Source organism: Streptomyces capillispiralis (assembly GCF_007829875.1).
In the GTDB taxonomy this organism is placed as follows: Bacteria; Actinomycetota; Actinomycetes; order Streptomycetales; family Streptomycetaceae; genus Streptomyces; species Streptomyces capillispiralis.
Map to the genome: position 1 here is coordinate 6,169,165 of NZ_VIWV01000001.1, position 22,908 is coordinate 6,192,072.

A 22,908-nucleotide genomic window follows, 5' to 3' on the forward strand; every position below is an offset into this window, starting at 1 on the left:
ACTGGGCGGATGCCGACCGACGCGCTGCTCGACCGCTTCCTCACCGGCCTGGCACCACTGTCGCCCGTCGCCGTGTGGGCGCACGGCTCACTGGCCGGCGGCGACTACCAGGAGGGCCGCAGCGACCTGGACCTGATCGCGGTCCTGGACCACCCGATCGGCGCCCGGACGGTGTGGCGGATCGCCCTGCTGCACAACCGGCTGCGGGCCGGACCGCTCGCCGACCGGCTGCACTGCACCTATCTGACGCCGTCCACCGCGGCGGACGCCGAACGGCGCCACCTCACCTGGGCGCACGAGAAGCTGTTCCGGCGCCCGGTCACCCCGGTCACCCGGGCCGAGCTGCACCGCTTCGGCCGGGTCCTGCGCGGGGCGCCGCCCGCGGACGTACTGCCCCCGGTGCCGGACGGTGAACTGGCCGCGTTCGTGGTGCGCGACCAGCGCGACTTCTGGCGGCGCGCGGTGGACCGGGCCGCCCACTGGACCCAGGACGTGTGGGTGGACCTGGGCCTGCTGACCTTCGCCCGCGCCACCGTCACCCTGCGCGAGGGCCGCCTGATCACCAAGCGGGAGGCCCTGGACGTCCTGCCCGGGCTGGGCGCCCCCGCCGAGGTCGTCGCGGACATCGGCAGGCGGCGCTACGGCGATCCCGCGCCGCCTGCCGCGGAGTGGACCGAGCGGCGGGCCCGGCTGACCCGTGACTACCTGGGGCCGGCCATCGACGCGCTCGTGGCGGGCTCCTGAGCGGCCGGTACGGCCGCCTCGGGAGCCGTCGTCCCGGCGCGTTCGCGCAGCGACAGCAGGACCCGCAGGACCCAGATCCACATCACGCACGAGCCGAACATGTGCAGGCCCACCAGGACCTCGGGCAGGTCGGTGAAGTACTGGACGTAACCGATGGCGCCCTGGGCGAGCAGGATCAGGAACAGCTCACGGGTGCGGGCCAGCGGCCCGCCGGGGGCGTCGACCGCCTTCAGCACGAACCACAGGGCGAACGTCAGCGTCACCACGATCCAGGCGAGGACGGCGTGCAGCTTGCTGACCGTCTCCCAGTCCAGCGGCATCCGCGGGACCTCGCTGGAGTCACCCGCGTGCGGGCCCGCGCCGGTGACCACCGTGCCGGCCGCGATCAGCAGCACGGAGACGGCCACCATGCACCACACCAGCTGCTGCACGGCCTTGCCGACCAGCGGCCGGGGCTCGGCGTCGCCCTCCCGGGTGCGCTGCCACATCACCGCGGCGACCGCGATCAGCGCGGAGGAGAGCAGGAAGTGCGCGGCGACCGTGTACGGGTTGAGGCCGACGAGGACCACGATGCCGCCCAGGACGGCGTTGCCCATCACGATCCAGAACTGCGTCCAGCCCAGCCGGGTCAGCCCGCGCCGGTACGGCTTCTGCGAACGCGCCGCGATGATCGCCCAGCCGACGGCGGCGCACAGCACGTAGGTCAGCAGGCGGTTGCCGAACTCGATGATGCCGTGCAGGCCCATCTCTCTGGTCGTGGTCAGTGAGTCGTCGGTGCACTTGGGCCAGGTCGGGCAGCCGAGGCCGGAGCCGGTCAGCCGCACGGCACCTCCGGTGACCACGATGACCACCGCCATGACGAGGGCGGCGAGGGCGGCCCGCCGGACGGTCCGGGGATCCGGCGTCCAGCGTGCGGCGATGAAGGCGAGCGGGTTGCGCACGGCGGCTGCGGCGTCCGAGCGGGTCACGTTTGGCACGCGTCCCATCGTAGGCGTCCGCTTGTGCACGCTTTCACGAGGGTCCGTCCCGGCCATGACGCCCTACTCCCAGCGGAAGAACTTTCCGGCCGCCGCGAGCCCGGCGACCGCCCAGACGGCGAGGATCCCGAGGCAGCCCCACGGCATCCCGGCCCCGTCCTTCAGGACGTCCCGCAGCCCCTCCGACAGCGCGGAGATCGGCAGCAGGCCGAGCACGTCACGGGCCGCGTCCGGGAACTCCTCCAGCGGGACCACCACCCCGCCGCCCACGAGCAGCAGCAGGAACACCAGGTTGGCGGCGGCGAGCGTCGCCTCGGCCTTCAGGGTGCCCGCCATCAGCAGACCGAGCCCGGAGAAGGCGGCGGTGCCGAGGAGCAGCAGCAGGAACACCGCGAAGGGGTTGCCCCGCGGGGACCAGCCGAGCGCGAGCGCGATCACCGTGACGAGGGCGACCTGGAGGACCTCGGTGACCAGCACCGACAGCGTCTTCGCGGTCATCAGTCCCCAGCGCGGCAGCGGTGAGGCGGCCAGCCGCTTCAGCACGCCGTAGCGGCGCTCGAAGCCGGTCGCGATGGCCTGCCCGGTGAACGCCGTCGACATCACCGCGAGCGCGAGGACGCCGGGGGCGAGGAAGTCGACCGCCTCGCCGTCGCCGGTGTCCACGACGTCCACGGTGCTGAAGAGCACCAGCAGCAGCGTGGGGATGACCACGGTCAGCAGCAGCTGCTCGCCGTTGCGCAGCAGCATCTTCGTCTCGAGCGCCGCCTGCGCGCCGATCATGCGGGCCAGGGGAGCGGCCCCCGGCCGGGGGGAGTGGGTGCCGGTGGCCGTCACGCGCGCAGCTCCTTGCCGGTGAGCTCCAGGAAGACGTCTTCGAGGGTGTGCCGCTCGACCGAGATCCGGTCCGGCATCACCCCGTGCTGCGCGCACCAGGAGGTGACGGTGGCGAGCAGCTGGGGGTCGACCTTGCCGGTGACCCGGTACGAGCCCGGGGCCACCTCGGTGGCCGAGGAGTCGGCGGGCAGGGCCTTGAGCAGGGCGGCCACGTCCAGACCCGGCCGCCCCGAGAAGCGGAGCGTGTTCTCGGCGCCGCCCCGGCACAGCTCCTCGGGGGAGCCCTGGGCGATGACCCGGCCGGCGTCGATGATCGCCACGTCGTCGGCCAGTTGCTCGGCCTCGTCCATGTAGTGGGTGGTGAGGATGACGGAGACGCCGTCGGCGCGCAGGTCCCGCACCAGGTCCCAGGTGGCGCGGCGGGCCTGCGGGTCGAGGCCGGCGGTCGGCTCGTCCAGGAACACCAGCTCGGGACGTCCGACCACGGCCATCGCCAGCGCGAGCCGCTGCTGCTGGCCGCCGGAGAGCCGCCGGTAGGCGGTGCGGCCGCAGGAGCCGAGTCCGAGCCGCTCGATCAGCGCGTCCACGTCCAGCGGGTGCGCGTGCAGCTTCGCCACGTGCCGCAGCATCTCGTCCGCGCGGGCGCCCGAGTAGACGCCGCCGGACTGGAGCATCACCCCGACGCGGGGCCGCAGCGCCGCGGACTGGCGCACCGGGTCGAGGCCCAGGACGCGCACGGTGCCGGAGTCCGGCCGCCGGTACCCCTCGCAGGTCTCGACCGTGGTCGTCTTGCCCGCCCCGTTGGGGCCGAGCACGGCGGTCACGCCCTGCCGGGCCACCAGGTCGAGGCCGTCCACCGCGGTCTTCTTTCCGTACCGCTTCACCAGGGCCTGGACCTGGACCACGGGCTCGCTTCGCATGGGTCACGAGTCTAGGGAGACGAGCCGGGGGTCAGATCCTGGGGTGCCGGAACTCCTCCTCGCGGGGCCGGTGCACCGCCAGCCACCGCTCGGCGTAGGCCACCGCCTCCGCCACCGGGAACAGCCGCGCCTCGGCCGCCCCGACCCTGCCGCGTACGACGGGACGGTCCCGTTCGAAGTCGTACCCCAGCTCGTCGAAGCGCTCCGAGGTGATCGACACCTCCGTCACCGTCTCCCAGCCGCCCGGACCGGGGCGGCCCACCGCGACGCGCGGGGAGGGGACGCGGTACTCGGCGAGGTGGAAGCTGGTGCAGCTGTCGTACCCGGCGCCGAGCAGCAGCACCCGCGCGCCGGTGCGCTCCAGCTTCGCCAGCGGACTCCGCTCGCCGAGCCGGCAGTCGGCCGCGTGCCCGTCGACGATCTCCGCCGCGCGGGGGCCCACCGCGGCGAACGACGTCTGCGGGTGCGCGCTGCGCCGTGCGCCCGGCCAGGTCCGCACGGTCTCCGGGATCACGCCGACCCCGTGCGAGGGCGTGGTCAGCGGGTCGTAGGCGGGCATGGTGGCCCGGATGGTCTCCCACCACTCCTCGGGCACCGGCGGTGCCTGCCACACGGCCGGGTCGGAGAGGCCGCCGGTCTGGGTGGGGACCACCAGGGTGCCGTCCGGGCCCAGCGCGTCGAGCAGCGCCCGGACGACCGTGACCGGCCCGCCGTTGACCCAGCCCAAGGAGCTGAGCGAGGAATGCGCGAGAAGGGTCTCACCCGGCCGGACGCCGCGGGCGCGCAGCTGCGCGGTGAGACTGCCGAGGGTGACAAGAGGGCCGGTCGGAGGGGGTGTGGGCATGGTCCGGCAGTGTCCCGCACGCCGTCGTCCGACGCCACCGGATTGATCGATCAAAGATCGTTTCCGCAGGTCAGATTAGGTCTACCTAAGTGATGCAGCGCACCTTCGGGTCGATCGGGCGCGGCTTGCCCGGCTCGGATGAATTACGCAACAATGGCGTTGTGAAAAACGGCGCACGATCAACGGAGCCTCCCAGCGAGGAGCTGGCGACCGGAGAGCGGTCCACCCGCAACCGGGTCGCCCGTTCCATCCTGGACCACGGCCCCTCGACCGTCGCCGAGCTGGCCGAGCGCCTCGGGCTCACCCAGGCGGCCGTCCGCCGGCACCTGGACGCGCTGGCCGCGGACAACGTGGTGGAGGCGCGCGAGCGGCGCGTCTACGGCGCGCGCACGCGCGGGCGCCCGGCCAAGGTGTTCGCCCTGACGGACTGCGGACGCGACGCCTTCGACCAGTCGTACGACCAGCTCGCCGTGGACGCCCTGCGCTGGATCGGTGAGCGGGAGGGCGGCAGCGACGCGATCGCCGCGTTCGCCCGCGCCAGGATCGCCGCCCACGCGGAGGCCTACCGCGAGGCGGTCGAGGCCGCCGCCCCCGACGAGCGGACGGAAGCCCTGGCCAAGGCCCTGAGCGCGGACGGGTACGCTGCAACCGCGCGCAGCGCACCGGTCGGCGAACAGCTCTGCCAGCACCACTGCCCGGTCGCCCACGCCGCCGAACAGTTCCCGCAGCTGTGCGAGGCCGAGACGGAATTTTTCGCCGAGCTTCTCGGTACGCACGTACAGCGGCTGGCGACGATCGCGCACGGCGACGGCGTCTGCACGACGTTCATCCCCAAGATTTCCCACAACGCATCTGCAAGCACGTCCGGGAGGAACCCCGCATGACTCTCCCCACGGAGACTGCCCACCCCGAGCTGGAGGGTCTGGGCAAGTACGAATACGGCTGGGCCGACCGTGACGAGGCCGGTGCGGCGGCGCGCCGCGGCCTGAACGAGGACGTCGTCCGGGACATCTCCGCCAAGAAGGACGAGCCGGAGTGGATGACCAAGCTCCGCCTCAAGGGCCTGCGCCTGTTCGAGAAGAAGCCCATGCCGAACTGGGGCTCCGACCTCTCCGGCATCGACTTCGACAACATCAAGTACTTCGTGCGCTCCACGGAGAAGCAGGCGGAGTCCTGGGAGGACCTGCCCGAGGACATCAAGAACACCTACGACAAGCTGGGCATCCCCGAGGCGGAGAAGCAGCGCCTCGTCGCCGGTGTCGCCGCCCAGTACGAGTCGGAGGTCGTCTACCACCAGATCCGCGAGGACCTGGAGGAGCAGGGCGTCATCTTCCTGGACACCGACACCGCGCTCAAGGAGCACCCGGAGCTCTTCAAGGAGTACTTCGGGACCGTCATCCCCGTCGGTGACAACAAGTTCGCTTCGCTGAACAGCGCCGTGTGGTCCGGCGGCTCCTTCATCTACGTCCCGCCGGGCGTGCACGTCGAGATCCCGCTCCAGGCCTACTTCCGGATCAACACCGAGAACATGGGCCAGTTCGAGCGGACCCTGATCATCGTCGACGAGGGTGCCTACGTGCACTACGTCGAGGGCTGCACCGCCCCGATCTACAAGTCGGACTCGCTGCACTCCGCGGTCGTCGAGATCATCGTCAAGAAGAACGCCCGCTGCCGCTACACGACCATCCAGAACTGGTCGAACAACGTCTACAACCTGGTCACCAAGCGCGCCGTGGCCTACGAGGGCGCGACCATGGAGTGGGTCGACGGCAACATCGGCTCCAAGGTGACGATGAAGTACCCGGCCGTCTACCTGATGGGCGAGCACGCCAAGGGCGAGACCCTGTCCATCGCCTTCGCCGGCGAGGGGCAGCACCAGGACGCGGGCGCCAAGATGGTCCACATGGCCCCGAACACCTCGTCCAACATCGTCTCCAAGTCGGTGGCGCGCGGCGGCGGCCGTACCTCCTACCGCGGTCTGATCGAGATCGGAGAGGGCGCCCCGGGCTCCAAGTCCAACGTGCTCTGCGACGCCCTGCTCGTCGACACCATCTCCCGCTCGGACACCTACCCCTACGTGGACGTCCGTGAGGACGACGTGTCCATGGGCCACGAGGCGACCGTCTCCAAGGTCTCCGAGGACCAGCTCTTCTACCTGATGAGCCGCGGTCTGAGCGAGTTCGAGGCGATGGCGATGATCGTGCGCGGCTTCGTCGAGCCGATCGCCAAGGAACTGCCGATGGAGTACGCGCTCGAGCTCAACCGGCTGATCGAGCTCCAGATGGAAGGCGCGGTCGGCTAAGCACCAGCGCCGTTCCGTCAAGCCCCTTACGCAAAGGAAAGCGAGCACTACGACAGCCATGGCTGAGGCTCAGAACTCCCCCGCTCTCGGTTCCACTCGAGCGGGGGGACCCCCACCGGTGGGCTCCACCACCGCCGGCTCGATCGCGGTGGCCGCCGAGTCGACCGTCGCCACCCGCATGAGCGCGCCCCCGTCCTTCGACGTGGCGGACTTCCCCGTCCCCCACGGCCGCGAGGAGGAGTGGCGGTTCACCCCGCTGGAGCGGCTGCGCGGTCTGCACGACGGCACCGCCACCGCCAACGGCGAGGGCGTCAAGGTCACCGTCGAGGCGCCCGAGGGTGTCGTCGTCGAGACCGTCGGCCGCGACGACGCGCGGCTCGGCCGCGCCGGTACGCCGGTGGACCGCGTCGCCGCCCAGGCGTACTCCGCCTTCGAGCGGGCCTCGGTCGTGACCGTGCCGAAGGAGACCGTCCTCACCGAGCCGGTCCGCATCGCGGTGCACGGCGAGGGCGGCACCGCCTACGGCCACCAGGTGATCGAGCTCGGCGCCTTCGCCGAGGCCCTCGTGGTCATCGACCACACCGGTGACGCGGTGCTCGCCGCCAACGTCGAGTACGTCCTCGGCGACGGCGCCAAGCTGACCGTCGTCTGCGTCCAGGACTGGGACGACAAGGCCGTGCACGTCGCCCAGCACGACGCGCTGGTCGGCCGGGACGCCACCTTCAAGTCGGTCGTCGTCACCTTCGGCGGCGACGTCGTCCGGCTGCACCCGCGCGTGACGTACGCCGGTCCCGGCGGCGAGGCCGAGCTGTACGGCCTGTACTTCACCGACGCCGGCCAGCACCAGGAGCACCGCCTCCTGGTCGACCACAACGTGCCGCACTGCAAGTCCAACGTCGCCTACAAGGGCGCGCTCCAGGGCGACGCCGCGCACGCCGTGTGGATCGGTGACGTGCTCATCGAGGCCAAGGCCGAGGGCACCGACACCTACGAGATGAACCGCAACCTGGTCCTCACCGACGGCGCCCGCGTCGACTCCGTGCCCAACCTGGAGATCGAGACCGGCGAGATCGTCGGCGCCGGACACGCCTCCGCGACCGGACGCTTCGACGACGAGCAGCTCTTCTACCTGATGGCCCGCGGCATCCCGGAGCAGGACGCCCGCCGCCTGGTGGTCCGCGGCTTCTTCGCCGAACTCGTCCAGCAGATCGGCGTCCCGGACATCGAGGAGCGCCTGCTGGCCAAGATCGAGGAGGAGCTGGAGGCGGCGGTCTCATGACCTTCCGACGCGCCTGCGGGCTGAGCGAGCTGGAGGAGGACACCCCGAAGCGGGTGGACCTCGACGGCACGCCGGTCTCCATCGTGCAGACCGAGGGCGAGGTGTTCGCGATCAACGACATCTGCTCGCACGCGAACGTCTCCCTCTCGGAGGGCGAGGTGGACGACTGCCACATCGAGTGCTGGCTGCACGGCTCGCGTTTCGACCTCCGTTCCGGCAAGCCCGACGCCCTTCCGGCGACGCGCCCCGTCCCCGTATACCCCGTAAAGATCGAAGGGGACGACGTGCTCGTCTCCCTCACCCAGGAGTCCTGAGGCACCCATGGCAACGCTTGAAATCCGAGACCTGCACGTCACCGTCGAGGCCGACAACGCCACGAAGGAGATCCTCAAGGGCGTCGACCTCACCGTGAAGCAGGGCGAGACGCACGCCATCATGGGCCCGAACGGCTCCGGCAAGTCGACCCTCGCCTACTCGCTGGCCGGTCACCCCAAGTACACGATCACCGGCGGCACCGTCACCCTCGACGGCGAGGACGTCCTGGAGATGTCCGTCGACGAGCGCGCCCGCGCCGGCCTGTTCCTCGCCATGCAGTACCCGGTCGAGGTCCCCGGTGTCTCCGTCTCCAACTTCCTGCGCACCTCCGCCACCGCCATCCGCGGCGAGGCCCCCAAGCTGCGCACCTGGGTGAAGGAGGTCCGCGAGGCCATGGAGCGCCTCAACATGGACCCCGCCTTCGCCGAGCGCAACGTGAACGAGGGCTTCTCCGGCGGTGAGAAGAAGCGCCACGAGATCCTCCAGCTCGAACTGCTCAAGCCGAAGGTCGCGATCCTCGACGAGACCGACTCCGGCCTGGACGTCGACGCCCTGCGCGTCGTCTCCGAGGGCGTCAACCGCGTCCGCGAGTCCGGTGAGGTCGGCACCCTGCTGATCACGCACTACACGCGCATCCTCCGCTACATCAAGCCCGACCACGTCCACGTCTTCGCGGCCGGACGGATCGCCGAGTCCGGCGGCCCCGAGCTCGCCGACAAGCTGGAGGCCGAGGGCTACGAGGCCTACACGAAGGGTGGCGCATCCGCGTGACACAGCTGCCGGGCCTCCTCGACACCGAGGCGATCCGCAAGGACTTCCCGATCCTCGACCGCCAGGTCCACGACGGGCACAAGCTCGTGTACCTGGACAACGCGGCGACCTCCCAGAAGCCGCGCCAGGTGCTGGACGCGCTGAGCGAGTACTACGAGCGCTACAACGCCAACGTCCACCGTGGCGTGCACGTCCTCGCCGAGGAGGCCACGGCACTGTACGAGGGCGCGCGCGACAAGGTCGCGGAGTTCGTCAACGCGCCCAGCCGCAACGAGGTGATCTTCACCAAGAACGCCTCCGAGTCGCTCAACCTCGTGGCCAACATGCTCGGCTGGGCCGACGAGCCCTACCGGGTGGACCACGAGACCGAGATCGTCATCACGGAGATGGAGCACCACTCCAACATCGTGCCGTGGCAGCTGCTCGCGCAGCGCACGGGCGCGAAGCTGAAGTGGTTCGGCCTGACGGACGACGGCCGTCTCGACCTCTCCAACATCGACGAGATCATCACCGAGAAGACGAAGATCGTCTCCTTCGTGCTGGTGTCCAACATCCTGGGCACGGTCAACCCGGTCGAGGCGATAGTGCGCCGCGCCCAGGAGGTCGGTGCGCTCGTCTGCATCGACGCCTCCCAGGCCGCCCCGCACATGCCGCTGGACGTCCAGGCCCTCCAGGCCGACTTCGTGGCCTTCACCGGCCACAAGATGTGCGGCCCGACCGGCATCGGCGTCCTGTGGGGCCGCCAGGAACTCCTGGAGGACCTTCCTCCGTTCCTCGGCGGCGGCGAGATGATCGAGACCGTGTCGATGAGCTCGTCGACGTACGCGCCGGCCCCGCACAAGTTCGAGGCGGGCACCCCGCCGGTCGCCCAGGCGGTCGGTCTCGGCGCGGCGATCGACTACCTGTCGGCCATCGGCATGGACAAGATCCTCGCCCATGAGCACGCCATCACCGAGTACGCGGTCAAGCGCCTGACCGAGGTCCCGGACCTGCGCATCATCGGCCCGGCCACGGCCGAGGAGCGCGGCGCCGCGATCTCGTTCACCCTGGGTGACATCCACCCGCACGACGTGGGCCAGGTCCTGGACGAACAGGGCATCGCCGTCCGGGTCGGCCACCACTGCGCGCGGCCGGTCTGCCTCAGGTACGGAATTCCTGCGACCACGCGAGCGTCGTTCTATCTGTACTCCACGCCGGCCGAGATCGACGCACTGGTCGACGGCCTGGAGCACGTACGGAACTTCTTCGGATGAGGGGCTGAGGCGTGAAGCTGGACTCCATGTACCAGGACGTCATCCTGGACCACTACAAGAACCCGCACGGGCGGGGTCTCAGGGATGGCGACGCCGAGGTGCACCACGTCAACCCGACGTGCGGTGACGAGATCACGCTGCGCGTGAAGTACGACGGCACGACCATCCGCGACGTCAGCTACGAGGGCCAGGGCTGCTCCATCAGCCAGGCTTCCGCCTCCGTGCTGAACGAACTGCTGGTGGGCAAGGACGTCGCCGAGGCGCAGAGGATCCAGGCGACGTTCCTGGAGCTGATGCAGTCCAAGGGGAAGATCGAGCCCGACGACGCGATGGAGGAGGTGCTGGAGGACGCGGTCGCGTTCGCCGGCGTCTCCAAGTACCCGGCCCGGGTCAAGTGCGCCCTCCTCAGCTGGATGGCGTGGAAGGACGCGACGGCCCAGGCGCTGGGCGCCGACGCCGAAAGGACAACGGCATGAGCGAGACCCTGGAGATGAAGCCGGCCTCGGAGGAGGAGCTCCGCGAGGCCCTGATGGACGTCGTCGACCCCGAACTGGGCATCGATGTCGTCAACCTCGGCCTCATCTACGGCATCCACATCGACGACTCCAATGTGGCGACGATCGACATGACCCTGACGTCGGCGGCCTGTCCGCTGACCGACGTCATCGAGGACCAGGCCAAGTCCGCCACGGACGGTCTGGTCAGCGAGTTGCGGATCAACTGGGTCTGGATGCCGCCGTGGGGCCCCGACAAGATCACCGACGACGGCCGGGAACAGCTCCGGGCGCTGGGCTTCAACGTCTGAGCGTCCCCGTTCACGGACCTCGAAGCGGCCCCCGGCGCTCCGCCGGGGGCCGCTTCGCGTCCCGGGGGCCCTCGTTACGATCACCGGCATGGGGTACGCACTGCTCGCCGGAGCCATCGCAGCCGAAGTCGTCGGGACCACCGCCATGAAGTACAGCGAGGGCTTCACCCGCCTGTGGCCCTCGCTGGTCACCGTCGTCGGGTACCTCGTCGCCTTCGCGCTCCTCGCGCAGACCCTGAAGTCCCTGTCGGTCGGCACGGCGTACGCCATCTGGTCCGGGGCGGGGACGGCCGTCATCGCGGCGATCGGGACGATGTTCCTCGGCGAGGGGCTCACCCTCGCCAAGGCCGCCGGCATCGGGCTGATCATCGTCGGCGTGGTGGTGCTGAACCTGGGCGGGGCGCACTGAACGGCGGGGGCGCGGCGCGCCGGCGGACCGCCCCCTGAGACGCCGCCCCGACCGGTTCGCGTCCGTGGCCACCGGGCGGTTAGGTTGCCCTTATGACCGACACGACTGCTCACAGCACCACCGGCGCAGTGGCCGCCGGCCTCGCCACCATCGCCGCCGACGGCACCGTCCTCGACACCTGGTTCCCCGCCCCCGCGCTGGCCGCGGACCCCGGCCCGTCCGGCACCGAGCGGCTCTCCGCCGAGCGGGCCGCGGAACTGCTGGGCGGCGGCGCCACCGCCGCGGTCGGTCCGGACGCCCGCCGGGGTGTCGAGGTCGTCGCGGTCCGCACGGTCATCTCCTCGCTGGACGAGAAGCCGATCGACGCGCACGACGTCTACCTGCGCCTGCACCTGCTCTCGCACCGCCTGGTCCGGCCGCACGGCCAGAACCTCGACGGCATCTTCGCCTTCCTCGCCAACGTCGCCTGGACCTCGCTCGGCCCGGTCGCCGTGGACGACCTCGAGAAGGTGCGGCTCAACGCCCGCGCCGAGGGCCTGCACCTGTCCGTGACCTCCGTGGACAAGTTCCCCCGCATGACGGACTACGTCGCCCCGAAGGGCGTGCGTATCGCCGACGCCGACCGGGTGCGGCTCGGCGCGCACCTCGCCGAGGGCACCACCGTCATGCACGAGGGCTTCGTCAACTTCAACGCCGGCACGCTCGGCACCTCGATGGTCGAGGGCCGCATCTCCGCCGGTGTGGTCATCGGCGACGGCTCGGACATCGGCGGCGGCGCCTCCACCATGGGCACCCTGTCCGGCGGCGGCGACGTGCGCATCAGCGTCGGCGAGCGCTGCCTGATCGGCGCCGAGGCGGGCGTCGGCATCGCCCTGGGCGACGAGTGCGTGGTCGAGGCGGGTCTGTACGTCACCGCGGGGACGCGCGTCACGATGCCCGACGGCCAGATCGTCAAGGCCCGTGAGCTGTCCGGCGCCTCCCACATCCTCTTCCGCCGCAACTCCGTCACCGGCACGGTCGAGGCCCGGCCGAACAACGCGGTCTGGGGCGGCCTGAACGAGGTCCTGCACAGCCACAACTGACCTGATTGTCACACCCGTATGCACGTACGGGTTACTCCCCGTGACCCCGGGGTCGTTTTGGCAGATGAACGGGTGGACACAGAGTCCGATCAGACGCCGGGACGACTGACATAAAGGAATGGGGACGGGCGATGACGAACGAGTGGGTGTGGGGCGTGCTGCGCTACGCGGTCGGAGTGATGGGGGTGGTGGCCGTGGTGATGCTGTGCGGGACGCTGGCGGGTTCCGCCCACGCGGACGAGACCAACACCAACTCCCACAACGGCCACCGGTTCGGACTGCTCAACGCCAACACGGGGCAGATCGACGACCCCGCGGAGGACGTGCTGGAGCACTTCCTGCTCCTCGGGGACGGATACGTCTGGGACTGAAGGGTCTCGCTCCGGCGGGCCGGACCGCACGCGTCGTCACGCGTGATGCGGTTCCGGCCCGCTTCTTTGCGTGGTGCGCGCCGTGTCTCCCCCCCGGCGCGCGCCGTACGTCTTCGCGGCGCGTGCCGTGCGCCGGGTCAGGTGGCCACCAGCGCGTCGTGGACCGACCTGAGCCCGTCCGTCGTCGCGCGGTCGGCGGGCGCCAGGGGCGGGCGGACCGGGCCCGCGGGGAGGGACAGGGTGGCGAGGAGGGCCTTGGCCGTGACGGTGCCGGGCAGGCCGTTCGCCATCATCGCCTCGATGAGGGGCGTGAGCCGCTGCTGGAGGTGCGCCGCGCGGGCCGTCAGGCCCGCGTCGAAGGCGTCCAGGACCGCGCGGACGTGGTCGGGGGCGACATTGGCGACCGTGCTGACGCATCCGGCGCCGCCGACGGCGTAGAGGGCGAGGTTGTGCTCGTCGCAGCCCGCGTAGTAGGCGAGGCCGGTGCGGGCGAGGACCTTCTGGGCGGCCAGGAAGTCGTAGGAGCAGTCCTTCACCGCCACGATCCGGGGGTGCTCGGCGAGGCGGAGCAGGGTGTCGGCCTCGATACGGACGCCGGTGCGGGCCGGGATGTCGTAGAGGACCAGCGGGAGGCCCGTGGCGTCCGCGATCCGGCGGAAGTGCGCCTCGACCGCGTCCTGCGGGGGACGGCTGTAGTACGGGGCGACCACCAGCAGGCCGTCGGCGCCGGCCCGCTCGGCCTCGCGGGCCAGTCGGGTGGTGTGCAGGGTGTCGGGGGTGCCGATGCCGGCGACGATCGTGGCGCGGGTGCCGACCGCCTGGCGCACCGCCGCGATGAGGGCGGCCTTCTCCGCGTCCGTGGTGGTGGGGGACTCGCCCGTGGTGCCGGAGAGGACCAGGCCGTCGCAGCCGCGCCCGACCAGGTGGGCGGCCAGTTCCTGGGCACCGTCGAGGTCGAGGGCGCCGGCGGGGGTGAACGGGGTGATCATCGCGCACAGGGTGCGGCCGAAGGGTGGCGTCATGGGGGTAGTCTCGGCCGCTCGGTAGTGAAGTTCCACTTAAATGTTCTGTCCGGTACGGGTAAGCGTTGCTTCATGGATAGGGGGGATGGGTGGGGGGTACCCGGAGAGCCCGACCGAGAGGAGGCAACGTCGTGACCGGAACCATCGATCATCGGCGGGTTCGCGACGAGCACAGCGTGGGCGAGCTCGTCGGGCAGGCCACCGAACAGATCTCACGGCTCGCCCGGCAGGAAGTCGCCCTCGCCAAGGAGGAACTGGCGGAGAAGGGCCGCCGGGCCGGCCGCGGCGGAGGGATGCTGGGCGCGGCGGGTGCGTTCGCCTACGCGGGACTGCTCGCGCTGGCCGCGACGGGTGTCGTCGCGCTCGATCTGGTGCTGCCCCTGTGGGCGGCGGCGCTGATCATCACCGGGGTGCTGTTCGCCCTCGCGGGCCTGCTGGCCCTCGCCGGTCGCGGGCAGTTGCGCCGGGCCACACCGCCCAAGCCCGAACGGACGCTGGGCAGCGTGAAGGCCGATGTGGAGGAGATCAAGGGAAGGGCGCACCGATGACGCACGATATGAGGCGCGCGGGGTCCCATGTCGACGCGAGCGCGGAGAGCGCGGCGGCGGCGCGGGGGGCCAAGGGGCCGGACGAGCTGCGGCGGCAGATCGAGCGGACGCGGCACGAACTCGGCGACACCGTCGAGGAACTGGCGGGCAAGATGGACGTCAAGGGGCGGGCGCGGGCCCGGGCCGACGACCTGCGGGACCGGGCCGGGGCGATGACCGTGCAGCTGCGGAGCAGCGCCGCGCACGCCGGTGAGGTCGGGGCCCGGCAGCGCAAGCCGATCCTCCTGGCCGCCGCGGCGGTGGCGGTGATCGTCGCCATGGGCGTGATGACGCGGCGGCGGCACCGCGGCTGAGCGGATCCGGGTGCCCACAGCCGGTGGGCGGGGCGCGGTGGGGCCGGTCGGGCGGAGGTGCGCCCGGCCGGCCCCTTCGCTTCCCGTGCGGTCGGCGCTTGACCTCAAGTCCGGTTGAGGTCGGAGGGTGGGGTCGTCACCCACCGACGGAGGAAGCCATGCGTACGACCCGGCAGCCCGACCTCGCCGACCCGCGGATCGGGGCGTCCCTGTTCAGCACCTGGCGGGTGGGCACGCCCGAACGGCAGCGGCAGGCCGTCGAGGCCATCGGACGGACCTGGGAGCGGCGGCCCTGGCCGGCCCGTGATCTGCTCGGCTACCACGTCTACGCGGGCGAGGACGGGGACACGCTGCTGCACTACTCGCAGTGGGCGAGTGAGGGGGCGTACGAGTCGTTCGTGAAGACGCACCGGCAGGAGCGGGTGGACGAGATCGACACCGCCGTGCCGGGGATCGAGCGGGTGGCGCTGCACCGGTACCGGCACTACCGCAGCGGGGTGCGGGACGGCAGCCCGGTGCCCGGGTGCGTGGTGATCGTCGACGTCGAGTTCGAGGGCTCCGACGCCGGACGGCTGCGGAGCTGGACCGACGCCGTCTTCGAGGCGCTGGAGGGTGAGGCCGAGCCGCCCGCGGGCGGCATCTCCGCCCACTTCCACCTCGGGACCGACGGGGACCGGGTGCTCAACTACGCGGAGTGGGAGAGCGCCCGGGCGCACCGGGACGCCCTGGCCGCGCCCGGACCGGGAATCGGGTCGGGGAGCGCCGCGTGGCGCCGGGTGCAGGAGTGGCCCGGGCTGCGGAGCAGCACCGTCCGGCGGTACGTGCACGCGCTCGGGCTCGTGCCCGGCGGGGCCGGCCGAAGGGTTCGGCCGGCCCCGGGCGGGACTACGGACGGAACCGCAGGACCTGCGGGTCGTGGTCGCTGATCTGGTCGTGGAACTCGGCGTTGAGGTGCACGCTGTCGTAGCTGAACGCGTGCGAGCGGCGGATTGACGGGCTGATCAGGATCTGGTCCAGGGCCTGGCTGTTGCCCTGGTAGACGTACGAGTAACGCTCGGACTTCGGAAGGGACTTGATGGCCGACCAGAGGGTGCCGTCGCCCTCGAGGAGGTCGGTCGTGGTGGAGAACTCGAAGTCGTTGATGTCGCCGAGGACCACGACGTCCGCGTTCTTCTGCGCCTTGAGGATCTTCGCGGTGAAGTCGTGGACGGCCCGCGCCTGGAGGTGGCGCTGCTCCTCCGAGCCGCGGGACGGCGGCTGGTACTGCGAGGTCAGGCCCTGGTCGCCGCCCTTGGACGCGAAGTGGTTGGCGATCACGATCACCGTGCGCCCGCGGAAGACGAACTCCCCGGCCAGCGGCTTGCGGCTGTTGTCGAAGGCCGCGGACGCCGGGTCGACGCGGCCCGGCGAGAGCGTCAGGGCCGCCTTGCCGCGGACCTTGGTGACGTCGACCGGGGTGGTGGCGTCACCGCCGGCCCGGTCGGTGAAGGAGACGCGGTCCGGGTTGAAGAGGAAGACCTGGCGGATGTTGCCGCCGGGCTGGCCGCCGTCGGCCTTGTCGGCCGGGTCGACCGAGCGCCAGTCGTAGCGCGGGCCGCCCGCCGTCTCGATGGCGTCGATGAGCGCGGCCATCGTCCGGTCGGCCGCCACCGTGCCGTCGTCGGTGGCGCCGTTGTTGTCCTGGATCTCCTCCAGGGACACGATGTCGGGCGACTGCAGGTTGTTCACGATCGCGGCGGCGTGCGCGGCGAAGGTGTCGTCGGAGGGGTCGAGGTTCTCGACGTTGTAGGTGGCGACCGCCAGTTCGCCGGCGCGCTGCTCGCGGGTGGTCTCCCGCCGCAGGCCGCCGTCCTGGAGCGTGCCGAGTTCGGCGGCCACGAGGGTGTAGCCGCCGTACTGGTTGTAGTCCAGCGGGCCCGAGGTGGTGCCGGCGAGGGTGTCGCCGACGTTCGCGTCCGGGAAGTCGGCCGCCCTGCCCAGCGACTGGATCTGGAGCCGGCCGGTGTTCTGGGCGTCGTAGGAGCCGTAGACCGTGCCGCCGCGGTGGTTGCGGTGCTCGTCGGGCTTCACCGTGACCCAGAGTTCCGTGTACGGGTCGGTGGCGCCCACCACCCGGGTGTCGGAGACCCGGACGTTCATGCCCTCCAGGGACTCGTAGTGGTCCAGGGCGTACTCGGCGGGGCGCAGCGGGAGCGCGTTGACCGAGCCGTTCGGCGACGCCGTGTAGGCGTCCGGGACGGACCGCTCGTCGATCGTGACCGCGGCCGGGACCTCGTTGCCGCCGGAGACGACCGTGAAGGTCGGACGCGTGATCTCCGTCAGGGACTGGTTGCCGGAGGACGTGCCGCCGGGGACGTACTCCGAGACCGTGCCGGACACCGTGACGGCGTCGCCGACCGCCACCCCCTTCGGCGTGGAGCCGGTGAAGACGAAGACGCCCTCGCTGGTGGCGGGGTCGGCGTCCGGGGCGGGGTCCTGGATCCAGAAGCCGCGGGACGAGCCGTAGGTGCGGATGCCGGTGACGATCCCGGTCACGTCGGTGACCTGCTCGCCGGCGTACGGCGAGATGCGGGTGTCGCCCTGGAGGTCATGGATGCGCACGGTCTCCGCGTGCGCGGGCGACGTGAGGACGACGGTGGACGCCGCGGAGCACACGGCGGCGACGGTGAGCGCGGCGAGACGCGCGGACGACTTGCTCGGCAACGGATTTCCCTCCGGGGACGTGATCTGCGCCGGGAGGAGGGTGGAGCGTGCGTCACTCCCGGTCTACGCGCGTCAATCTCCAGCCTGGTCACGCCACTTGTCAAGGTTTCGGCCATGTACGGCCGCTGAAGGGGAGATGAAGCGGGCGGCATGGGTGGAAATCCGTCTAGGCTGAGCGGCTGAGTCGTAAGAGGCGCCCTAGGAGAAACAGCCGATGTCAGACAGCTCCATCATGCCCCCGGCGCGGCTGCACCCCGAAGCGGAGCTGGCGCGCGACGCCCTGTCCACCCCGCTGCTGTCCCGGGCCGCCCGGCTCGCCCGCTGGGCCGGCCCCGGCACCCGGGTGGACGCCGGCGGCAGCCTCGTCGAGGAGCAGATTCCGGCCGCCGCCGCGGAGCTCGGGCTGACCGGCGAGGACGCCGCGGCCGACGCCTCCGAGGCCTGGCGGGTCGCCGTGGACACCGGGCTCGTCGAGGTGGTCGACGAGGAGGAGGGGACGGTCGCCGCGGGCGCCGGCCCGGCACTGCTCACCGGGGGCTCGCCGCAGGACGTGCTCGGGGTGTGGCTCACCGCCCTGGAGACGGTGCTCGCCGACGCGAGCGTCCCCGACCTCGGCGGGCTGGTCGACGCCATCGCCGAGGGGGACGGCTCCGGCGAACTCGACCTCGGCGCGCTGGACTGGCAGCCGGAGGCCGAGGCGGAGTTCCTCGACGCGGTGCTGGGCAACCTGTACCTGCTGACCGTCGGCGAGGAGGGGCCCGGCGCCGCCATGGTGCCGCTGCCCGCCCTGGCCGCCTCCGTGATCGTGCCCGGTGACATGGCGGAGCCCACCGACGACGTCCTCGAGCAGGTGTCCGACGCGATGATGCGGCTGGACGACCGGTTCCGGATGCTGGAGCCGATCGGGCTCGTGGAGTACCGGCCGGTCGACGAGGCGCTGATGGCCGACGGCGACGAGGAGCCCGCGGCGCCGCTGGACGACACCGACGTCGCCCGGTACGGCATGGTGCGGCTGACCCCGCTCGGACTGTACGGACTGCGCGCCCGGCTGCTGGAGGCCGGCTTCCAGGCCCCGGTCGTCGGCGACCTCGCGGACAAGGGCGCGGACGCGCTGCTCGACGGCACGGCCGTCTTCCCGTCGGCGGCGGCCCACGCGGAGACCGAGCACTGGCTGTCCCGGCGCGAACCGCTCGCCGCTGCGCGGGAGTTGCTGGCCGCGGCCCGGGGCGCCGACGAGGGCGCGCCGCTGCGCAGGCTGCGCTGCCAGCAGGCGCTGTCGCTGGTCGGCGCCTCGGCGGAGCCCGCGCTGCGCGAGGTGCTCGACGACGCCGAACTCGGCGGCCTGGCCCGGGTGTGGCTGGCCGAGCACGGGGCGGCGGACGTGCCGCCGCCGTCCCAGGCGATGATCTTCTGGCTGACCATCGACACGGTGGCCGCCCAGCTCGCGGCCGAGGGCAACTCCGAGGAACTGCGCTCCCTGGTGGAGGGACTGGCCGGCCGGCACAGCGGCTTCTTCGCCGCCGCCTGGCGGGTGGACCACCCGGCCACGGCGGACGTGCTGGAGGCCATGGGACGCCTCCACCCGGACAAGAAGATCGCCAAGGAGGCGCGGAAGGCGGCGTTCAAGGCGCGGTCGCAGTCCCCGCACGGCAGCTGACCCGACCTCGCGCGGCGGCCGCGGGGAAGCGCGCGGTTCACGGAAGCGAGAACCGGTGGGCCCCTCGGCGTTCAACCGGTGTTCAGGGACGGGCGGGAGCGTGGCGGGCGAACGGGGTCCGCCACCCTCCACGGCCTATCCACCGTCACAGGAGACAGCATGTCGCTCACCCGCAGGGACTTCGCCAGAACGTCCGCGATCGCCGGTGCCGGCGTCGCGCTGGCGGGCAGTGTCGGCGCCCTCGCCTCCGCGCCCAACGCCCTCGCGTCCGCCGACACCGAGACCGCGGACGAGCACGCCGAGGACACGGCGGACCGGCACGGGGGCGTCGGCTACGGGCCGCTCGTCCCGGACCCGGCCGGGCTCCTCGCCCTGCCCGCGGGATTCACCTACCGCGTCCTCACCCACACCGGCAGGACCCGCCTGGAGTCGGGCGAGTTCACGCCCGCCGAGCACGACGGCACGGCCGCCTTCCCCGGCCCGCGCGGCACCACCCTCCTGGTCAACAACCACGAGATGGACGGCCCCCGCGACGAGGTCGAGTTCCCGGTGCCGCTCGTCGAGGGCCTCGTCTACGACCCGGCCGCACCCGGCGGCTGCACCGTCGTCGAAGTCCGCCCCGACGGCGGCGTCGCCGAGTGGGTCGGCATCGCCGGCACCGCCAACAACTGCGCCGGCGGCAGCACCCCCTGGGGCACCTGGCTCACCTGCGAGGAGAACTCCGACCGGGCCGGCGAGAACGGCATGACCAAGGACCACGGCTACGTCTTCGAGGTCGACCCCGCCGACCGGCGCGCCAACCGCGACCCCAAGCCGTTGAAGTTCTTCGGCCGCTACGACCACGAGGCCGTCGTCATCGACACCAAGCGCGGCCACGCCTACCTCACCGAGGACGCCGACGAGCCCAACGGCCTCTTCTACCGCTGGACCCCGCCGGAGGGCTTCCGCTACGGCCCCGGCACGCTGCGCAACCTCGCCGACGACGCCGGCGTCCTCCAGGCGCCCAAGTGCTACGACTCCGGCGGCCGGTACGTCGACGACCTGTCCCGCGCCACGAGGACCGGCACCGTGTACGGCGTCGACTGGGTCGACGTGCCCGACCGGGACGCCCGCGAGGTCGCGGTCCGCGAGCAGTTCGGCGAGGGCGAGGTCACCCGCGCCCGCAAGCTGGAGGGCATGTGGTGGGGCGACGGCGGGGCGTACATCGTCGCCTCGTACGCCCGTGACGAGAGCCCCGTCCAGCACGACGGACAGGTCTGGTTCTACGACCCCAAGCGCCGCACCCTCACCCTGAAGGTGCTGCTCGGCGTCAACCGGAACCCGGCCGAGGACGGCGCCTTCGACGGCCCCGACAACATCACCGTCTCCCCGTACGGCGGGCTGATCATCGCCGAGGACGGCGAGGGCGTGCAGCACCTGTTCGGCGCCACCGACAGCGGACGCACCTACCCGATCGCCCGCAACGAACTGAACATCGGCACCGAGGAGGAGCCCGAGTTCAGCGAGTTCACCGGCGTCACCTTCTCGCCCGACGGCAGGACCCTCTACGCCAACATCCAGGAACCGGGCATCATGCTCGCCATCACCGGGCCCTGGAAGCGGCAGAAGCGCGGCTGACCTCCCGGCCCGGGAACCTCCCCGCCCGCCCTCGATAGGCTACGGGGAGGGTCCCCGGGGGCGAGGAGTGACTGATGGCCCAGGTCAGGCCCATGCGCGCGGACGCTCGGCGCAATCACGAGCGGTTGCTGAAGGTGGCGGTGGAGGCCTTCGCCACGTACGGCGAGGGCGCCTCGCTCGACGACATCGCCAAGCGGGCCGGTGTCGGCTCCGGCACGCTCTACCGGCACTTCCCGACCCGCCGGGCGCTGCTGGAGGCCGCCTACGTCGACCGGATCGAGTCGATCGCGGCGCGCGCCGCCGAGCTGGGCGAGCGGCTGCCGCCCGGTGAGGCGCTGGTGGAGTGGCTGAACGAGCTGGGCGCCGGGATGATCCAGCTCCGCGGGCTGCGGGTGCTGCTCGGCACGGCGGTCGGGGGCGGCACGCCCGCGGGCGACGCCACCGACTGCTGCGATCCGCTGCTGCGGGCCGTGGCCCGGCTGGTCGGGGCGGCCGTGGAGGCGGGCGCGGTGCGGGCGGACGTCGAGCCGGTCGACGTGCTGCGGCTGGCCCACGGCGTGGCGACGGCCTCGGAGCTGGCGGGCGGGGAGGGCGCGCACGTCCGCCGCTACCTGGAGCTGCTGATGACGGGGCTGCGGGCGTAGGCCGGGCGCCCCCTCGGTCGTGGGGGCGCCCTTCGGTCCCGCGGGGGTGCTCAGAGGGCCTGGGCGGCCGGCTTCACCATCCCGCGGACGGTGCGGGACTTCACGAAGTCGCCCATCGCGGTCATCTCCCACTCGCCGGAGTACTGGCGGATCAGCTTCGCCATCATCACGCCCGTCTGCGGCTCGGCGCTCGTGAGGTCGAAGCGGACCAGTTCCTCGCCGGTGGTGGCGTCCAGCAGGCGGCAGTACGCCTTGGCCACCTCGGTGAACTTCTGCCCGGTGAAGGAGTTGACCGTGAAGACCAGGCCGCTGACCTCCTGGGGGAGACGGCCGAGGTCCACGGTGATCACCTCGTCGTCGCCGCCGCCCTCGCCGGTGAGGTTGTCGCCGGAGTGGCGGATCGCGCCGTTCACGATCTGGAGCTTGCCGAAGTAGCAGCTGTCGATGTGGTTGCGCTGCGGGCCGTAGGCGATGACGGAGGCGTCGAGGTCGATGTCCTTGCCGCGGTAGGCGGGCTCCCAGCCGAGGCCCATCTTGACCTGGGAGAGCAGCGGGCGGCCGCCCTTCATCAGGGAGACGGTCTGGTTCTTCTGGAGGCTGACCCGGCCCTTGTCGAGGTTGATCTTCCCGGTGCCGGGGGCGGCGGCGGGCGGGGCGGCCGGGGGCGCGGCGGGGGCGGTGGCGGGCATGGGGGGTGCCTGCGGGGCGGCCGGCTGGGCCGGGGCGGCGGGCTCCTCGACCGTGACACCGAAGTCGGTGGCGATGCCGGCCAGGCCGTTGGCGTATCCCTGGCCGACGGCGCGGGCCTTCCAGGCGCCGTTGCGCAGGTAGATCTCGATGATCACCAGCGCGGTCTCGCTGCCGAGCCGCGGGGGTGTGAAGGTGGCGAGGACGGCGTTGTCGTCCGCGCTGCGGAGGGTGGCGGTCGGTTCGATGCCCTGGAAGGTCTGGCCCGCGGCGTCCGGGCTGGCGGTGACGACGATCTTCTCGATGCCGGGCGGCAGGGCCGCGGTGTCGACCGTGATGGCGTCCGGGGCGGTGCCGCCGCCGGAGCGGTGGGTCACGCCGGGGCCGGCGGGCTGGTTGTAGAAGATGAAGTCGTCGTCGGAGCGCACCTTGCCGTCGGCGGTGAGCAGCAGGCCCGAAACGTCGAGCCGCACCGGGGCGGCGACGTCCACCGTCACGCGGGCGGTGGGGAGGGGGATGTTCGAGCCGGGGGTCATAGCTGTCATGCCGGGTGAACGAGCGGGGGCGTTTTACCGTTCCCTTACCTGGTCCGATCGGGCCGGGACGTCGCCCCGGCCGCCCCTTCCCGTCCCGTCCCGGGGGCGGTGCCCCGGACCGCGGTCGGCCCGCGGCCTCGTACGCGGACGCCGGACGGGCTGGCGGGGGACCAGTCCGTCCGGCGTCCGACGGGGCGGGCGCCGCCCTCCGGGAGGGAAGGGCGGCGCGGGCGGG

At 72.0% G+C, this 22,908-nt stretch carries 25 protein-coding genes; 18 read left to right on the plus strand and 7 right to left on the minus strand.

What is annotated here, in order from left to right:
• Nucleotides 1-9 precede the first annotated feature (9 nt).
• A complete protein-coding gene (locus tag FHX78_RS26870) occupies nt 10-744 on the plus strand; it encodes a nucleotidyltransferase domain-containing protein (protein ID WP_145869975.1) in 735 nt (244 codons plus the stop codon).
• Here FHX78_RS26870 and FHX78_RS26875 read toward each other — a convergent pair.
• From FHX78_RS26875 to FHX78_RS26890, 4 genes are read right to left on the minus strand one after another with little or no spacing between them, the layout of a single operon-like run.
• On the minus strand, nt 702-1,730 hold the full coding sequence (locus FHX78_RS26875; protein WP_229924073.1) for a COX15/CtaA family protein: 1,029 nt from the start codon (nt 1,728-1,730) through the stop codon (nt 702-704). The two genes, FHX78_RS26870 and FHX78_RS26875, sit on opposite strands and share 43 nt — an antisense overlap.
• Nucleotides 1,731-1,784: 54 nt before the next feature.
• Entirely contained in the window at nt 1,785-2,555 is a 771-nt protein-coding gene (locus FHX78_RS26880; protein WP_145869977.1) for an ABC transporter permease, read from the minus strand.
• Nucleotides 2,552-3,475, minus strand: a complete 924-nt coding sequence (locus tag FHX78_RS26885) for an ABC transporter ATP-binding protein (protein WP_145869978.1) — start codon at nt 3,473-3,475, stop codon at nt 2,552-2,554. The genes FHX78_RS26880 and FHX78_RS26885 overlap by 4 nt, the downstream gene beginning before the upstream one ends.
• 31 nt (nt 3,476-3,506) lie before the next feature.
• Nucleotides 3,507-4,319, minus strand: a complete 813-nt coding sequence (locus FHX78_RS26890) for an AAC(3) family N-acetyltransferase (protein ID WP_145869979.1) — start codon at nt 4,317-4,319, stop codon at nt 3,507-3,509.
• 125 nt (nt 4,320-4,444) lie between these two features.
• Here FHX78_RS26890 and FHX78_RS26895 point away from each other — a divergent pair, with 125 nt between their 5' ends.
• The 11 genes from FHX78_RS26895 (at nt 4,445) to FHX78_RS26945 (ending at nt 12,906) form a co-directional block, all read left to right on the plus strand.
• Nucleotides 4,445-5,203, plus strand: a complete 759-nt coding sequence (locus FHX78_RS26895) for a helix-turn-helix transcriptional regulator (RefSeq protein ID WP_229924078.1) — start codon at nt 4,445-4,447, stop codon at nt 5,201-5,203.
• The gene (gene sufB, locus FHX78_RS26900; RefSeq protein ID WP_145869981.1) at nt 5,200-6,621 is read left to right on the plus strand and encodes a Fe-S cluster assembly protein SufB; all 1,422 of its coding nucleotides are present in this window, start codon (nt 5,200-5,202) and stop codon (nt 6,619-6,621) included. Before FHX78_RS26895 ends, sufB begins: the two co-directional genes overlap by 4 nt.
• Nucleotides 6,622-6,679: 58 nt before the next feature.
• The gene (sufD, locus tag FHX78_RS26905) at nt 6,680-7,900 is read left to right on the plus strand and encodes a Fe-S cluster assembly protein SufD (protein WP_145869982.1); all 1,221 of its coding nucleotides are present in this window, start codon (nt 6,680-6,682) and stop codon (nt 7,898-7,900) included.
• Nucleotides 7,897-8,214 carry a non-heme iron oxygenase ferredoxin subunit gene (locus tag FHX78_RS26910; RefSeq protein ID WP_145869983.1) on the plus strand — a complete coding sequence of 106 codons (318 nt, stop codon included), beginning with the start codon at nt 7,897-7,899 and terminating at the stop codon, nt 8,212-8,214. Before sufD ends, FHX78_RS26910 begins: the two co-directional genes overlap by 4 nt.
• A gap of 7 nt (nt 8,215-8,221) precedes the next feature.
• Nucleotides 8,222-8,986 (plus strand): Fe-S cluster assembly ATPase SufC, encoded by a 765-nt coding sequence (sufC, locus tag FHX78_RS26915; RefSeq protein ID WP_145869984.1) that lies wholly within the window; start codon nt 8,222-8,224, stop codon nt 8,984-8,986.
• Complete coding sequence (locus FHX78_RS26920; RefSeq protein ID WP_145869985.1) at nt 8,983-10,239, plus strand: cysteine desulfurase; 1,257 nt, start codon at nt 8,983-8,985, stop codon at nt 10,237-10,239. Before sufC ends, FHX78_RS26920 begins: the two co-directional genes overlap by 4 nt.
• 11 nt (nt 10,240-10,250) lie before the next feature.
• Nucleotides 10,251-10,715 (plus strand): Fe-S cluster assembly sulfur transfer protein SufU, encoded by a 465-nt coding sequence (gene sufU / locus FHX78_RS26925; protein WP_145869986.1) that lies wholly within the window; start codon nt 10,251-10,253, stop codon nt 10,713-10,715.
• Nucleotides 10,712-11,044, plus strand: coding sequence for a metal-sulfur cluster assembly factor (locus FHX78_RS26930; RefSeq protein ID WP_145869987.1), 333 nt, complete (start codon nt 10,712-10,714; stop codon nt 11,042-11,044). Before sufU ends, FHX78_RS26930 begins: the two co-directional genes overlap by 4 nt.
• An 88-nt stretch (nt 11,045-11,132) precedes the next feature.
• Nucleotides 11,133-11,453, plus strand: a complete 321-nt coding sequence (locus FHX78_RS26935) for a DMT family transporter (RefSeq protein ID WP_145869988.1) — start codon at nt 11,133-11,135, stop codon at nt 11,451-11,453.
• A 92-nt stretch (nt 11,454-11,545) separates the two neighbouring features.
• Nucleotides 11,546-12,535: a 2,3,4,5-tetrahydropyridine-2,6-dicarboxylate N-succinyltransferase gene (gene dapD, locus FHX78_RS26940; RefSeq protein WP_145869989.1), complete on the plus strand. Its 990-nt coding sequence runs from the start codon at nt 11,546-11,548 to the stop codon at nt 12,533-12,535.
• A 131-nt stretch (nt 12,536-12,666) separates the two neighbouring features.
• Nucleotides 12,667-12,906: a hypothetical protein gene (locus tag FHX78_RS26945; protein WP_145869990.1), complete on the plus strand. Its 240-nt coding sequence runs from the start codon at nt 12,667-12,669 to the stop codon at nt 12,904-12,906.
• Between the two features lie 137 nt (nt 12,907-13,043).
• On the opposite strand, the gene dapA is transcribed toward FHX78_RS26945, so the two are convergent.
• Entirely contained in the window at nt 13,044-13,928 is an 885-nt protein-coding gene (gene dapA, locus FHX78_RS26950) for a 4-hydroxy-tetrahydrodipicolinate synthase (protein ID WP_167531865.1), read from the minus strand.
• A 131-nt stretch (nt 13,929-14,059) separates the two neighbouring features.
• Between dapA and FHX78_RS26955 the strand changes: the two genes are divergently transcribed.
• The 3 genes from FHX78_RS26955 (at nt 14,060) to FHX78_RS26965 (ending at nt 15,755) form a co-directional block, all read left to right on the plus strand.
• A complete protein-coding gene (locus tag FHX78_RS26955; RefSeq protein ID WP_145869992.1) occupies nt 14,060-14,476 on the plus strand; it encodes a phage holin family protein in 417 nt (138 codons plus the stop codon).
• Entirely contained in the window at nt 14,473-14,829 is a 357-nt protein-coding gene (locus FHX78_RS26960; RefSeq protein ID WP_145869993.1) for a DUF3618 domain-containing protein, read from the plus strand. The genes FHX78_RS26955 and FHX78_RS26960 overlap by 4 nt, the downstream gene beginning before the upstream one ends.
• 158 nt (nt 14,830-14,987) lie before the next feature.
• Complete coding sequence (locus FHX78_RS26965) at nt 14,988-15,755, plus strand: antibiotic biosynthesis monooxygenase (RefSeq protein WP_145869994.1); 768 nt, start codon at nt 14,988-14,990, stop codon at nt 15,753-15,755.
• Here FHX78_RS26965 and FHX78_RS26970 read toward each other — a convergent pair.
• Entirely contained in the window at nt 15,715-17,532 is a 1,818-nt protein-coding gene (locus FHX78_RS26970) for an endonuclease/exonuclease/phosphatase family protein (protein WP_145869995.1), read from the minus strand. The genes FHX78_RS26965 and FHX78_RS26970 overlap by 41 nt on opposite strands.
• 214 nt (nt 17,533-17,746) lie before the next feature.
• Here FHX78_RS26970 and FHX78_RS26975 point away from each other — a divergent pair, with 214 nt between their 5' ends.
• The 3 genes from FHX78_RS26975 (at nt 17,747) to FHX78_RS26985 (ending at nt 21,450) form a co-directional block, all read left to right on the plus strand.
• On the plus strand, nt 17,747-19,189 hold the full coding sequence (locus FHX78_RS26975) for a hypothetical protein (protein ID WP_145869996.1): 1,443 nt from the start codon (nt 17,747-17,749) through the stop codon (nt 19,187-19,189).
• A 159-nt stretch (nt 19,190-19,348) separates the two neighbouring features.
• Nucleotides 19,349-20,806, plus strand: a complete 1,458-nt coding sequence (locus FHX78_RS26980; RefSeq protein WP_145869997.1) for an alkaline phosphatase PhoX — start codon at nt 19,349-19,351, stop codon at nt 20,804-20,806.
• A gap of 74 nt (nt 20,807-20,880) precedes the next feature.
• Nucleotides 20,881-21,450: a TetR/AcrR family transcriptional regulator gene (locus tag FHX78_RS26985; protein ID WP_145869998.1), complete on the plus strand. Its 570-nt coding sequence runs from the start codon at nt 20,881-20,883 to the stop codon at nt 21,448-21,450.
• A 50-nt stretch (nt 21,451-21,500) separates the two neighbouring features.
• On the opposite strand, the gene FHX78_RS26990 is transcribed toward FHX78_RS26985, so the two are convergent.
• Nucleotides 21,501-22,673, minus strand: a complete 1,173-nt coding sequence (locus tag FHX78_RS26990) for a TerD family protein (RefSeq protein WP_145872175.1) — start codon at nt 22,671-22,673, stop codon at nt 21,501-21,503.
• Nucleotides 22,674-22,908: the final 235 nt, after the last annotated feature.

Coding starts and splice junctions, on each gene's coding strand:
- FHX78_RS26870 (WP_145869975.1), top strand. CDS start 10: ATGCCGACCGACGCGCTGCTCGACCGCTTCCTCACCGGCCTGGCACCA.
- FHX78_RS26875 (WP_229924073.1), bottom strand. CDS start 1,730: ATGGGACGCGTGCCAAACGTGACCCGCTCGGACGCCGCAGCCGCCGTG.
- FHX78_RS26885 (WP_145869978.1), bottom strand. CDS start 3,475: ATGCGAAGCGAGCCCGTGGTCCAGGTCCAGGCCCTGGTGAAGCGGTAC.
- FHX78_RS26890 (WP_145869979.1), bottom strand. CDS start 4,319: ATGCCCACACCCCCTCCGACCGGCCCTCTTGTCACCCTCGGCAGTCTC.
- sufB (WP_145869981.1), top strand. CDS start 5,200: ATGACTCTCCCCACGGAGACTGCCCACCCCGAGCTGGAGGGTCTGGGC.
- sufD (WP_145869982.1), top strand. CDS start 6,680: ATGGCTGAGGCTCAGAACTCCCCCGCTCTCGGTTCCACTCGAGCGGGG.
- FHX78_RS26910 (WP_145869983.1), top strand. CDS start 7,897: ATGACCTTCCGACGCGCCTGCGGGCTGAGCGAGCTGGAGGAGGACACC.
- sufC (WP_145869984.1), top strand. CDS start 8,222: ATGGCAACGCTTGAAATCCGAGACCTGCACGTCACCGTCGAGGCCGAC.
- FHX78_RS26930 (WP_145869987.1), top strand. CDS start 10,712: ATGAGCGAGACCCTGGAGATGAAGCCGGCCTCGGAGGAGGAGCTCCGC.
- FHX78_RS26935 (WP_145869988.1), top strand. CDS start 11,133: ATGGGGTACGCACTGCTCGCCGGAGCCATCGCAGCCGAAGTCGTCGGG.
- dapD (WP_145869989.1), top strand. CDS start 11,546: ATGACCGACACGACTGCTCACAGCACCACCGGCGCAGTGGCCGCCGGC.
- FHX78_RS26945 (WP_145869990.1), top strand. CDS start 12,667: ATGACGAACGAGTGGGTGTGGGGCGTGCTGCGCTACGCGGTCGGAGTG.
- dapA (WP_167531865.1), bottom strand. CDS start 13,928: ATGACGCCACCCTTCGGCCGCACCCTGTGCGCGATGATCACCCCGTTC.
- FHX78_RS26960 (WP_145869993.1), top strand. CDS start 14,473: ATGACGCACGATATGAGGCGCGCGGGGTCCCATGTCGACGCGAGCGCG.
- FHX78_RS26965 (WP_145869994.1), top strand. CDS start 14,988: ATGCGTACGACCCGGCAGCCCGACCTCGCCGACCCGCGGATCGGGGCG.
- FHX78_RS26975 (WP_145869996.1), top strand. CDS start 17,747: ATGTCAGACAGCTCCATCATGCCCCCGGCGCGGCTGCACCCCGAAGCG.
- FHX78_RS26980 (WP_145869997.1), top strand. CDS start 19,349: ATGTCGCTCACCCGCAGGGACTTCGCCAGAACGTCCGCGATCGCCGGT.
- FHX78_RS26985 (WP_145869998.1), top strand. CDS start 20,881: ATGGCCCAGGTCAGGCCCATGCGCGCGGACGCTCGGCGCAATCACGAG.
- FHX78_RS26990 (WP_145872175.1), bottom strand. CDS start 22,673: ATGACCCCCGGCTCGAACATCCCCCTCCCCACCGCCCGCGTGACGGTG.